Consider the following 12,940-nt stretch of genomic DNA (forward strand, 5'->3'; position numbering starts at 1 on the left):
GTATCGGCGCTGGAGCGCATGCTGTTCGTCAACCCGAACCTGCCGCGTATCCGCGTCGAACTCGGGGCGCTGCATTTCCGCCTCGGCTCGTTCGAGACCGCGCGCAGTTATTTCCTCGGCGTCAAGGAAGCCACCGACACGCCGCCGGAAGTGCGCGCCAAGGTCGATACCTTCCTGGCTGAAATCGACAAGCGCCAGTCGCGCCACAAATGGTCCGGCTCGGTATTCGTCGGCGCACGCTGGCAATCCAATGCCAACACCGCCTCGGCCGATGGCAATGTGTCCGTATCGGGCATTGCCGCCACGCTTGATTCGCAATTCACCCAGAAAAAGGACTGGAACGGCTTCGTGGCGGCGAATGCCAAGCATAGCTACGAAATCGACCCGGCCAGCCCGGATACCTGGGACAGCACCATCACCAGCTATGTGGCGCGCCAGGCGGCGCAGAAAACCATCGATGTGACCCTGGGCGAGATCACCACCGGCCCGACCATGAAGCTTTTGCCGGGTAACGACCTTGACCTGACCTTCCGCCCCTATGGCATCCTGACCTATGTTGCCATCGACGACGTGCGCGACTTCTTCGCCCCCGGCATCGGCGCCTCGATGAGCGCCACGCTGACGCCGCTGACCCTGGCCGAGATCACCGGCGAATTACGCGACAAACGCTATCGCGACAGTTTCAAGTCGCCCACCAAGAGCGAGCGTGACGGCCTGGAACGCAGCCTGCGCCTGCGCATGGTGCAGGCCATCGACGAGGATTTCAGCCTTAATCTGGCCGGCAGCCTGACCCAGCAGGAAACCACGTCCGACCCGCAGACCAACCTGGAATATGCCCTGACCTTTGGCGCTGCCTATAATTTCAATTCGCCCTTTGCCGACATGCCACGCTGGACCACAATTGCCAGCGCTACACGTGCTTTCACCGCCTACGATCGGCCCGACACCACGATCGACCCGAATGTGACCCGGTTCGACAAGGATTGGCGCTTCTCGCTCACCCAGGCGATCCCGCTGAACAAGGATTGGACCATTGTGGCCGTGCTGGCGCGCACTTTGCGCAGTTCATCGCTGCCGAATTACCAATACAGCAATAACGCCGCCACGTTCGGCGTCAGCTATCGTTTCTGAGAGGGATCAGCCATGACCACCGCTCGCCGCCATCTCGCCCAAGCCACCCTGCTCGCCGCCTTGCCGGCCTTTGCGCTATTCGCCTTCCAGGCCTGGCCGGCCGCGGCGGCTTCCGAGCCGATTGGTGTTGCCGCCGCGGTGAACCCCGATGCCACCGGCACGCCGCCGCAGATGGAACGCCGCATCATCGAAGTGGGCACCAACATGCTCAGCAATGAGCGGGTGGCGACCGGGCCAAACGGCCAGGCACAGTTGATCTTCAACGACGGCAGCGCCTTTTCCATCGGCCCGAACAGCGAATTGACGCTCGATAACTTTGTCTATGATCCGGCCAAAGGCACCGGCCAGATGGCTTTGACCGTGACCAAGGGCGTGTTCCGCTTTGTCGGCGGCAAGATCTCCAAGGATAATCCGGTGCAGATCAAGGTGGGTGCCGCCACCATGGGCATCCGTGGCGGCATCGCCACGCTGAACACCCAGCCCGGCCAGCCCACCGTGGCGCGTTTCCTGTTCGGCCGCGAAATGTCGATGAGCCAGGGCGGCGTGACCCAGGTGACCACCCGCCCCGGCACCGCCATCGACCTGCCGCCTGGCGCCCCGCCGCAGCCGCCGCGGCCGGTGACCGCAGCGGAAATCCGCCAGGCCAACAGCCAGCTTGAAGCCCGGCCGGCCGCATCCGGCGAAGGCGGTGGCCAGCAGCAAGGCGGCCAGCAGCAGGGCGGGCAGCAGCAAGGCGGGCAGCAGCAGGCGAGCGGCCCAGCCGCGCCGCCGCCGCCAGCCGCGATTGAGGGCAGGCTGGATAGCTCGGGCGTGTCGCAGCAGAATTCCGCCACCCCGCCCAGCGCCATTGTGCCGGTGGCGCCGCCGCCGCCGCCCGTGCAGCAGCAGGCGGCCGGCACTGGCGGCCAGATCAACCAGACCCAACGCGCCGCGCAGCAGGCCAACAGCTCGGTCAGTCAGAGCCAGACGCAAACCCAGAATCAACAGGCGCCAAGCAATTCCACAAGTACTGTCTCGCTGACCGGCCGCGAAGGCCGCTTCCTGTTCGGCAACAACACGAATGCCGCCTTGTATAGCAGCGTCGACACCAATACCGGCAACGCTACAGTGAATAGCGACTACAATCAGCCGGTCAGCAATTTTCAGCAGGTGACTTCCAACGGCGTCACCACTTTGCGCGCCAATATCAATGCCACGCCGCTGAGCACTGCCACCGCGATCAACCTGCCAACCGTGAGCAGCGGCGGCTTCACGGTTTCCAACATGGCCTCGCCTTATGGCAATTTTGGCGGCTATGGCTACAACACAACGGGTCGTGATTATTTCTATTACACCCTGACCAACACATCGAACAGCGATGTGAAAATGGCCCTGTTCGGCGGCACGCCAACCCTGCCGGCAAATTTCCGCACCACCGGTTTCGGCACCTATACCTTGCAGGATGGTTTGAGCAAGGTGCCGTTGCTTGGCGATGAGGTGAATAGCAACACCACGCTGGTCGGCAAAGTCACCGCTTCGCCGCTATACACCATCTACAGCGCCAATCTGGCGCCCAGCAGCCTGGCTTCCGGCAGCCCGGCTTTGGGCCTGCAAGCCTCGATCGCGATTTCCGGCCAGGGCAGTGCGCAAAGTTCACTGATGGTCGGCATGACCAGTGTGTTTGCCAGCGATGCGGCCAATAACGACATGGTGCTGACCGGCGGTGTGCGCGGCTCGTACCGCGCCAATGCCACCGATACCACGCAGCGCTACACTTCCAGCGTCAGCAGTGCCGCCGTGGGCAGCAACGGCTCGGCGATTTATGGCAGCAGCGGCGAATATCTGGTGCTGACCCCGGATACACTGACATTGGATCCAGGCACCAACAGCGTCACTCGCACCACCCAGAGCGGCGTGCGTGTGCAGCCGGCCGCGACGCCTATCGTGGAAGATTATTCTTTTGTGAATGGCGCGGTGCGCAACAGCACCAACCCGACCGTTGTGACCTCTCCAAGCCGTACCACCCGCGTGATGCAGGGCTATGCCGCCGGCATGCTGGAAAGTTTTGGCCAGGGCGACAAGAAGCTGGTCACCAACAGCAATAACCCGCTGCAAGTGACGCTGAGTACCGATGCCAGCAACAACCGGCTGGAAGCCACCTTCAACCTGCAAGCCGAATCGAAGAATTTCAAACTGGAATTCGGCGATACAAGCGGCGGCGGCGTCGGCCGCTCGGCTTTCATCAACGACCAGCTTTATGCCGCGCGCGATTCCAATTCACGCACCACAACACTGGACACGGTGGCGGTCGATCAGTCACAGCTTTTGATGGTGTCGTCCAAGGTTGCCAGCGTTGACACCAGCTTCATGCCCACCGGCACCAGCTTTTGTGTGGATTGCGATAACCTGTCCTGGGGCTGGTGGCTGGCCAATATCCGCGAACCCTCGGCCGGTCCGGTGGACCGGGTGCATCTCGGCACCTATGTTACCGGCGTATTGCCCAGCACGGGCGCCATTCCGCTTACTGGCAGCGCCACCTACAAGGGCCACGCCATCGGCAGCGTGACCAATGGCAGCAACCGCTATCTCGCCGTGGGCAATTATATCCAGAGCTGGAATTTCGCCACCAAGACCGGCACGGCGTATATTGCCAATTTCGACAACTACACTTTCGTCGGCTCGCCCAGCAGTTCGAATGGCCGCGAATTCAATGCCAGCCTCAGCCAGCAGGGCGGCACCGGCCTGACCGGCAGCCTGTCCGGTTCGTTCTTCACCGGCGGCAGCAACCCGACGCGCAATACGGGCGGCCAGTTCGACCTGACCGGCACCGGATACGCCGCCTCTGGCACATTTGCCGCCGGCGATGGCAATACGGCAATGAACTTTCAAGGCCGCTTCCTGCGCAGCGATCCAACCAACAGCATCCTGCCCTTCTCCGGCTTCAATAATATGACGCTGCGCGCCAACGCAAATGCGTCGTATAACAATTCAACCATCACCTTCTCTCGCCTTGATACATCCTGGATCAAGGCCAACACCTCGCAAGGCGAGTTCTATTTCCTGGCCACGCCGCAGAATGCCGGCTACTCGGCCAGCAGCCTGAACGCGCTGTCGCCCTATGGCGATCCAGCCGGCACGCTGTATTATGCCGCCGACCAGACCTTCTTCTTTGCCGGCCTGCGCGATGTGGCCGACAACACGGCCCGCACCGTATTGTTTGGCGGTATCCCGACCACCACGGCACAATTCCCCACTACCGGCCTGGCGCAATTCGGCATGGGCCAGGGCAACAATCCAGTGCCATTTGCCAACGTGAATATTGTTGCCACCGATGCCATGGCGGTAGACCGTTATGTTTCGCCGCTCTACTCGGTCTATTCCAGCAATATCACCTATGCCGGCACCAATTCGTCGCCCGAACGCGCCGTGCAGGTGCAGGCTTCCATCGGCATTGCCGGCCAGGGCTCGGCGCAGCAATCCTTCCTAGTGGCCGAAACCGGCAATTACATTGAGGAATCGGCAAAGAATTCCATCGCGCTGACCGGCGGCATGCGTGGCTCGATCCGCAGCAATGCCACCGGCCTCACCACCCGCCTGGTGGCCAATGTGACCAGCGCCGATGCCGGCAACAGCAATGCCATCTATGGCAGCGGCGCCGAACATATGGTGCTGACCCCGGATGCCACTGTGACCAATACCATCAACAGCACCATCGACCGCGAAACTGCCCTGGCTTTCAGCCAGCCGCACGATAATCTGACCGGCACCAGTTACAATTATTTCGAAGTGGCCAACAAGCAGACCGCTTCCGCTTTGCTGACCAACACGACACGCACCACCCAGACGCTGAACGGCTATACGGCCGGCCTGATGGAGGTCAATCCGACGGGCAATACCACGGTCAACAGCACCGACCGGGTGTTTGCCAATCAGAACGATTCCGCGACCGATGTGGTGATCCAGACCAACGCCACCAACAACCGGGTGGCGGCGAGTTTTGCGCTCGACGACCAACAGAATGCCGCCGGCGCGCACGCCTATCAGCTCTCATTCGGCTCAACCACCGGCACCTCCGCCGGCTCGTCGGCCTTCGTCAACGACAAGATTTATGCCGCGCGTGACATTCCGACCTCGACCAGCAGCACTTACAACACCAGCACCACGATTGATAATCGCGGCATCATGGTGACCCATAGCCTGGCGCAGGTGAGCAGCAATGCCCTGCCCAGCGGCGTGACCTTGTGCAGCTGTGATTATCTGCAATGGGGCTGGTGGATCACCGATATCCGCCATACCAGTGGCGCCACCAATAATGAGCGTGACCGCGTGCATCTCGCCACCTGGGTGGCCGGCGTGTTGCCGAATATGGCGGAAATCCCCACCACCGGCACCGCGAGCTATAACGGCCATGTTGCCGGCAATGTGAACAATAACGGCGCCCGCTATGTCGCTTTCGGCACCTATAACCAGAGCTGGAATTTCGGCACCAAGACCGGCACGGCCACGATTACGAATTTTGACAATCTTGGATCGATCACCGGCTCGTTAAGCGCTCGATCAATCACCGATTCTGTAAATCAGCCTACCAACAATCGTGATTTTAGTGGCGCACTGAGTGGCACCGGCATCAGCGGTCAACTTGCCGGCTCGTTCTTCAAGGGCGGCACCGATGCGGTGAAGGCGGCGGCGGGCAATTTCACCCTCACCGGCACCAACTACCAGGCCGCCGGCACTTTCGCCGCGCAAAAGCCCTGATAGCATTCCTCCCGCCGGCCATAGCGCCGGCGGGAGGAAAAAATGAACCTGCATAACCTGCTCGCCCGCCGCCATGCGGCCGGCAATCCATTGCGTGTCGGCCTGATCGGGGCCGGAAAATTCGGCACCATGTTTCTGGCCCAGGCGCGCCGCCTGGCCGGCCTGCATCTGCTGGGCGTGGCCGATCTGGCGCCCGAAAGAGCCCGCGCCGCGCTGGCCCGCGCCGGCTGGCCGGCTGAACAGGTTGCCGCGCCCGGCTTTGCCGCCGCTTTGCGCGATGGCAGCACCCATATCACCGACGACGCATTTGCGCTAATAACCGCGCCCGGCCTGGATGTGGTGATCGATGCCACCGGCCACCCCGCCGCCGGCATCCGCCATGCGCTGGCCGCGGCGCGGCATGGTGTGCATATCGTGATGGTGAATGTGGAGGCGGATGCCCTGGCCGGGCCGTTGCTGGCACGCGAAGCGGCAGCCGCCGGCATTGTCTATTCGCTGGCCTATGGCGACCAGCCGGCACTGATCGCCGAGATGGTGGATTGGGCGCGCGCCGCCGGCTTTGATGTGGTGGCCGCCGGCAAGGGCACCAAATACCTGCCGGTTTACCATGCTTCCACGCCGCAGACGGTTTGGCAGCATTACGGCTTTTCCGATGCTCAAGTTGCGGCCGGCGATTTCAACGCGCAGATGTTCAATTCATTTCTGGATGGCACCAAATCCGGCATCGAGATGGCGGCGGTGGCCAATGCCTGCGACCTGACGCCGGCCGCCGACGGCCTGGCCTTTCCGCCCTGCGGCGTGGACGACCTGCCGGCGATCCTGAAACCACGCCAGGCCGGCGGCCAATTGGCGCATAAGGGCCAGGTTGAGGTGGTGTCGTCGCTGGAACGCGATGGCCGGCCGGTTTTCCGCGACCTGCGCTGGGGCGTCTATGTGGTGTTCGAGGCGCCCAACGAGTATGTGCGCAAATGTTTTGCCGAATATGGCCTGAAAACAGATGAGAGCGGCCAATATGCCGCGCTCTACAAGCCCTATCATCTGATCGGGCTGGAATTGTCGATCTCGGTGCTGTCCGCCGGCCTGCGGCGCGAGCCGACCGGGGCGCCGAGTGGCTTTCGCGGCGATGTGGTGGCCACCGCCAAGCGCGACCTGGCCGCTGGCGAAAGGCTGGATGGTGAAGGTGGTTACACCGTATGGGGCAAGCTGATGCCGGCAGCAGATTCATTGCGCCTGGGCGGCCTGCCGATTGGCCTGGCGCATGGCATCGCGCTGAAACGTGCCGTGGCTGCCGGCCAGCCGGTCTGCTGGGACGATGTGGCCTACGACGCGGCAGATGAAACCATCGGTTTCCGCCGCCGCATGGAGCGCGAATTCAGCTAAAGCCTTGCCGCCGCTGCCTGGCTGACGGCAAGGCGCTTGTCCAGCATCGGCGCCATGACCTTACGCATCCCGGCCAGCACGGTTTCACCCGCCCCTGCGGGCGAGCCGGCGGCAAAGGGTGGCGCCGGGTCATACTCAATCGAAAGCTGGATCGCCTTGGCGGTGTTTTCATCGAGCATTTCGGCCACCAGCTTGAGCGCGAAGTCGATCCCGGCGGTGACACCGCCACCCGTGGCGCGGTTGCGGTCGATGACATAACGCTGCTGCACCGGCTCGGCGCCAAACAGCGCCAATTGATCATGCGAAGCCCAATGCGTGGTGGCCTTGTAGCCTTTCAGCAGCCCGGCCGCGCCCAGCACCAGCGCACCGGTGCAGACCGATGTGACCCAGCGTGCCCCGGCTGCCTGATCGCGCAGGAAACCCAGCACCTCATCATCCAGCATCAGGTCAATCTGGCCCGGTCCGCCCGGCACGCAGATCACATCCAGCGGCGGGCAATCCGCCAGCGTGCAGCTGGGCAGCATCTGCAAACCACGATCACAGCGCACCGGCGCCAGATTTTTCCAGGGCAGATGCACCTGGGCGCCCGGCGTGCGGGCAAAAACCTCAAACGGCCCGGTGAGATCAAGCTGGGTCAGGTTTGGAAACAGCAACAGGCCGATCTGCATGGCGCTTCACTCCGGGATGCAAAAGACCGCCGAAGCATAGAGTCAAACCGGCCCGATGCGCCAGCGCGGCCGCGCCAGCATCACCAACTCGCCGCCGGCATCACGCAGTTCCACCAAGCCCCGCACATCCTGCGCCACACTCCAATCCTGTGGCTCAACCCGGCATTCAGCAATGATGGTGCCGCGCGCCTTCTTGAGAAAATCGCTATCCATGCCGGTGACGATCCAGCGCCCCTGGCGCGGCTGGCCGGTGCTCATCGCCAGATTGGCGGTGGTTTCGGCCAGGGTGATCAGCGCCGTGGCATGGATCGAGAGCAGGTGATTGCGCACGCCGCGATGCTCACGCAGCCGCATGCGGGCATGGCCAGGCTCCAGGCTCAGCACATCAGGCCGGATCGTGGCCGCATAAGGCACCACCAGGCCAAGCATACGGCCAAACAGATAACGCCCACCCGGCAGGCGATTGAAACGCTGCCATTGCCGCATCAGCGGCGGTTGGCTATGTGTTGCTGCGGACATCGGTTTGCCTTTCGTCTTACACTTTACCGGGCAGCAAAGCCGCCACGGCCAGATCGCCCAGATGCTGCGCCGCCTGGGCCGGCTGCTCGCGCGCCTGCCCATCCAGCCAGAGCCGCAGCCAGAGCTGCGCCGGGCCGATCAGCTGCGCCAGCAGGATTTCCGGCGGCAAAGCGGCCAAAGCCGCGCCATTGGTGGCCGTGCGGAACAGCGCGCCGATTTCGGCATGGAAGGCGCGGGTGCCGGCGCGGATATCGGCATCGGCCTTGGCCAAGGCACCGGCGCGGCGCGCCGTGGCCAGAAACGCCGCCTCGGCGCGATGCTGGGTGGCCCAGCCGACATGGCCGGCAACACAGGCGCGGATCAGGCTTGGCGCATCCCCGCTGGCCTTGCCCAAAGCATCCAGCAAAGCGGCGCGTGATTCAGCCAGGCAGGCGGCATAGAGCGCCGCCGCGATGCCTTCGCGGTCGCCAAAAAAATGATAGATGCTGCCGATGCTGGCGCCAGCCGCCTCACGGATCATCTCAATGGTGCTGCCTTGCAGACCATGGCGCGAGAAACAGCCCAGCGCCGCCGCCAGAATACGGGCACGGGTGATGGCGCCGCGCGGCGATCTGCTTGGCTGGAGGGTTTTTGCTGCGGGCCGTTTTGCCATGCGGCGCAGCATAGGTCTAAATAGAATATATTTCTAGAGGAATATTTTATTTGGATGTATGGCTGCAATCCGGCCCTGGATTAAGCCGGGCAACAGCGCCAGATTGCTGCCAGACACAAAAATGGAGGACAGCGCCATGCCGCTCGACACAGCCTTCTCCCGCCGCCTTGGCCTGGATTATCCCTTGCTGCAAGCGCCGATGGCCGGCGAAACCGCCACCCTGGCCCTGACACTGGAAGCCAGCCGTGCCGGTGCGCTGGGCTGCATCGGCGCCGCCTATTTCACGCCCGACAAACTGCGCGACACCATCCGCGCCCTGCGTGCCGGCACTGAGCGCACCTTCAACATCAACCTGTTCATGCCGTTGCCCTGGAGTGTTGATCCGGCCCGCATTGCCGCCTATCAGGCTGAAATCACCCGCGCCCATGCCGAACTGGGCCTGCCTGCGCCGGATATGCCGACCCAATTTGAGGAAAGTTTTGATGCCCAGATTGCCGTGGTGCTGGAGGAAGCGCCGCCGGTTTTCAGCTTCACCTTCGGCCAACCCAGCGCCGAATTGATGCAGGCGCTGCATGCGCGCAACATCTATGTGATCGGCACCGCCACCACCGTGGCCGAGGCCGTGGCATTGGAACAACGCGGCGTGGATGCCGTGGTGGCCCAGGGCATGGAAGCCGGCGGCCATCGCGGCAGTTTCCTCAAGCCGGTGAACCAGTCGCTGATCGGTACCATGGCCCTGGTGCCGCAAATGGTGGATGCGGTGACTATCCCGGTGATTGCTGCCGGCGGTATCAGCGACGGGCGCGGCGTGGCAGCGGCTTTCTGCCTCGGCGCCCAGGCCGTGGCGCTTGGCAGCGCCTTCCTGCTTTCGGATGAGGCCGGCACCAGCGCCGCCTATCGCGCGGCACTGCAAGCTGATGGCAACAGCGAAACCAGCCTGACCAAAGCCTTTTCCGGCCGCTATGCGCGTGGCCTGCGTAATGATTTCCTGTTGCGGCTGGAAGGCCGCGAAGATGCCATCCCGGATTTTCCGATCCCCAATGCACTGAGCCGGCCGATGCGCCAGGCGGCGGCCAAGCAGGGCAAGGCGGCTTATCTGTCGCTCTGGGCCGGCCAGGCCGCAGCCATGGCACGGCCCGAGCCGGTGGCGGCCATTGTGCAGCGCGTGATGCGGCAGGCCGAAGCGATTTTGGCTAAGGCTTGATTAAAGGTGGGCTTCATTGCTAGGTGCGGGTATGGGACCACTTGAATCATACCGCGCCAAGCTGAAGTCCGGCGACTTACAGGGCGACGAGGCGCAGGAACTGGGCGCCGAAAAGCTGGAATTGCTCAGCCGTCGCCTGGCGCATTATCAGCCCGGCAATGGCGATGCCGGCTGGCTGCAACGACTCAGCTTTGGCCGCAAGCGTGAACCGGCGCCGCAGGGCCTGTATATCTATGGCGATGTGGGGCGCGGTAAATCCATGCTGATGGATCTGTTTTTTGCCGCGGCTCCCGTTAAGCGCAAACGGCGGGTGCATTTCCATGCTTTCATGCAGGAAGTACACGCGGCGATTTTCCGCTATCGCAGCCTGCCGGCCGATAGTGCTGAAAAGAAAAGAGGCGGCGACGATCCGATCAAGCCGGTGGCCAAGGCGATTGCCGAACAGGCCTGGCTGCTGTGTTTTGACGAATTCCAGGTCAGCGATGTGGCCGATGCCATGATCCTGGGCCGGCTGTTCCAGAAATTGTTTGATCGCGGCGTTGTGGTGGTGGCCACCTCAAACCGGGCGCCGGACGAACTCTATCTGAATGGCCTGAACCGGCCACTTTTTGTGCCATTCATCGCGCTGTTCAAGGAAAAACTGGATGTGCTGCATCTGGCAGCGGCGCGTGACTACCGGCTGCAACGGCTATCCGGTAGCAAGGTGTGGCATAGCCCGCTGGGGCCGGCCGCCGACGCGGCGCTGGAACATGCCTTTGCCCTGCTCACCGATGCCGCAGCCGGCGAACCTGAAAGCCTGGAACTGCTCGGCCGCAAACTGGTCATGCCGCGCCAGGCGCGCGGCGTAGCCTTTTGCGACTTTGCAACGCTCTGCGAACAGCCCTTGGGGCCGGCCGATTTCCTGGCCCTGGCCAAGCGTTATCACACGCTGATCCTGAACCACATCCCGGAACTGAACCCGGACAAGCGCAACGAGGCCAAGCGCTTCGTCACCCTGGTGGACACGCTGTATGAAGCCAAGGTGAAGCTGATTGCCGCCGCCGCAGCGCCGCCCGAGACACTCTATCCCAGCGGCGATGGCGCGTTTGAATTCCAGCGCTGCGTCAGCCGGCTGAATGAAATGCAGAGCGACGATTACCGCGCCCTGCCACACATGGCGGGTTAAGCGCCTCGATCAGCTTGGCAGCACCAAGTCGCGGGCGCCGTCGAGGCGGGCTTCCACCAGCAGCGCGCCGGCCAGGATGGCACCGGTGAGGCGGGCATCGGTCAGATCGGCGCCGGTCAGGTTGGCCTGGGTTAGATCGGCATCACGCAGATCGGCGGCCACTAGGCTGACGCCGGAAAGATTGGCATTCACCAGCTTGGCAAGCTTCAGTTTGGCGGCACCCAGATTGGTGCGCGCCACCCGGCCGGCGCGGGCTTCATCCCGGATCGCCGCCAGATTGGCGGTGGAAAGATCAACCCCATCCAGCACGGCACGGCTGAGATTGGCGCCACGCAGATTGGCCTTGCGCAGATTGGCATTGCGCATATCGGCGAAATTGAGCCGCGCCAGCGCCAGATTGGCATTGGCCAGCATGGCATTGGTGAAGCAGGCGCGCTCCAGCAGCGCGCCCATCAGATTAACGCCACTCAGATTCATGCCGCTGAAATCAAAATCCGACAGATCGGCGCGTTCGCCTTCCTTGCCTTCACTTTTGACCCAAGCCTCATGGCGCTCCAGCAAAGCCGATAATTCCTCGCGGCTATAGCGCGATATGGCGGCGAATACCGCTTCGGCGAATTCCGGCAAATCCTTCATCGCCTGGTCAAGAATCGCGCCGCGCAGATCGGCTCCGGCGAAATTGGCACCGCCAACCTTGGCACCGGCCAGATTGGCGCCGGCCAGATTGGCGCCGCTGAAATCTGCGCCGGCCAGGTTGGAATCATTCAGCCGGGCCGAAACCAGTTGCGCCTTGCGCAGATCGGCACCGGAAAGATCGGCGCGCTGCGCCGAGGCGCCGGATAGATCAAGCGGGCGCCGCGCCTGGGCCGAGGCATCGGTGAGCCGGCCTTCGGCATCATAGATCGGCGCCACGGCGTCGCCGCCCTCGATCTCGGCAAAATTGGCATCATTCAGCCCAGCCGCCCGCAAACAGGCGCCGCGCAGATCAGCCCAGCGAAAATCGGCACCATCCAGCGTGGCATTGCGGAAATCGCTGCCTGGGCATTTCGACAGGGAAAGCCGGGTGCCATCCAACCGCGCCCGATGCAGGCGCGCGCCGGTCATATCCGCCTGGGCCAGATTGGCACCAGACAGATCAGCATCCGACAAATCGGTATAGGCAAGCTGAGCCGGCTTGGCATCGCTACGCCCAGCCAGATGCGCTTCATGTTCGCGAACGACATCGCGCAAACGATCCTGGCTCATCTTCACCAGTTGTCGCGGCGCATCTCTCAGAAGATTCGGCATACCACTATCAACTTATGCTACGGACTTCATTCTACGCCGTGGCTTTCGGCGCCGCAGCAAAAATATACCTTATCCAGACCAAAGTTGGTCTTTTACCCCGATCAGTTCCTCGTTTTGCTATCTGCGACCTAAAAGCCGCAACCAGGAAACAACCAATGGATGGAAAAGCCGGAGACTAGCCCCGGCGCTCCACCATATGC

9 protein-coding genes are annotated in these 12,940 nt (G+C 62.8%); 5 read left to right on the plus strand and 4 right to left on the minus strand.

What is annotated here, in order from left to right; genetic code table 11:
- From KBB36_RS19305 to KBB36_RS19315, 3 genes are all read left to right on the plus strand, one after another.
- Positions 1 to 1,131: tetratricopeptide repeat protein (locus KBB36_RS19305; RefSeq protein WP_290984953.1), on the plus strand; the 1,131-nt coding region annotated here is incomplete at its 5' end.
- Positions 1,132 to 1,143: 12 nt separating this feature from the next.
- Positions 1,144 to 5,865 (plus strand): FecR domain-containing protein, encoded by a 4,722-nt coding sequence (locus KBB36_RS19310; RefSeq protein ID WP_290984956.1) that lies wholly within the window; start codon positions 1,144 to 1,146, stop codon positions 5,863 to 5,865.
- A 42-nt stretch (positions 5,866 to 5,907) separates the two neighbouring features.
- On the plus strand, positions 5,908 to 7,245 hold the full coding sequence (locus KBB36_RS19315; protein ID WP_290984959.1) for an SAF domain-containing protein: 1,338 nt from the start codon (positions 5,908 to 5,910) through the stop codon (positions 7,243 to 7,245).
- On the opposite strand, the gene KBB36_RS19320 is transcribed toward KBB36_RS19315, so the two are convergent.
- The 3 genes from KBB36_RS19320 to KBB36_RS19330 are packed head-to-tail and all read right to left on the minus strand — an operon-like array spanning position 7,242 to position 9,084.
- Positions 7,242 to 7,913: a DJ-1/PfpI family protein gene (locus KBB36_RS19320; RefSeq protein ID WP_290984962.1), complete on the minus strand. Its 672-nt coding sequence runs from the start codon at positions 7,911 to 7,913 to the stop codon at positions 7,242 to 7,244. The two genes, KBB36_RS19315 and KBB36_RS19320, sit on opposite strands and share 4 nt — an antisense overlap.
- Before the next feature lie 42 nt (positions 7,914 to 7,955).
- Positions 7,956 to 8,432 (minus strand): DUF4442 domain-containing protein, encoded by a 477-nt coding sequence (locus tag KBB36_RS19325; RefSeq protein ID WP_290984965.1) that lies wholly within the window; start codon positions 8,430 to 8,432, stop codon positions 7,956 to 7,958.
- Positions 8,433 to 8,448: 16 nt separating this feature from the next.
- Entirely contained in the window at positions 8,449 to 9,084 is a 636-nt protein-coding gene (locus KBB36_RS19330; RefSeq protein WP_290984968.1) for a TetR/AcrR family transcriptional regulator, read from the minus strand.
- Positions 9,085 to 9,205: 121 nt separating this feature from the next.
- Here KBB36_RS19330 and KBB36_RS19335 point away from each other — a divergent pair, with 121 nt between their 5' ends.
- Both KBB36_RS19335 and zapE read left to right on the plus strand, forming a co-directional pair.
- Complete coding sequence (locus tag KBB36_RS19335) at positions 9,206 to 10,288, plus strand: DUF561 domain-containing protein (protein ID WP_290984970.1); 1,083 nt, start codon at positions 9,206 to 9,208, stop codon at positions 10,286 to 10,288.
- A gap of 31 nt (positions 10,289 to 10,319) precedes the next feature.
- Positions 10,320 to 11,453, plus strand: coding sequence for a cell division protein ZapE (gene zapE, locus KBB36_RS19340; RefSeq protein WP_290984973.1), 1,134 nt, complete (start codon positions 10,320 to 10,322; stop codon positions 11,451 to 11,453).
- Between the two features lie 9 nt (positions 11,454 to 11,462).
- Here the strand turns inward: zapE and KBB36_RS19345 are convergent, their stop codons facing one another.
- Positions 11,463 to 12,740 (minus strand): pentapeptide repeat-containing protein, encoded by a 1,278-nt coding sequence (locus KBB36_RS19345; protein WP_290984976.1) that lies wholly within the window; start codon positions 12,738 to 12,740, stop codon positions 11,463 to 11,465.
- Positions 12,741 to 12,940: the final 200 nt, after the last annotated feature.

This window comes from Ferrovibrio sp. (genome assembly GCF_017994015.1).
Lineage (GTDB): Bacteria > Pseudomonadota > Alphaproteobacteria > Ferrovibrionales > Ferrovibrionaceae > Ferrovibrio.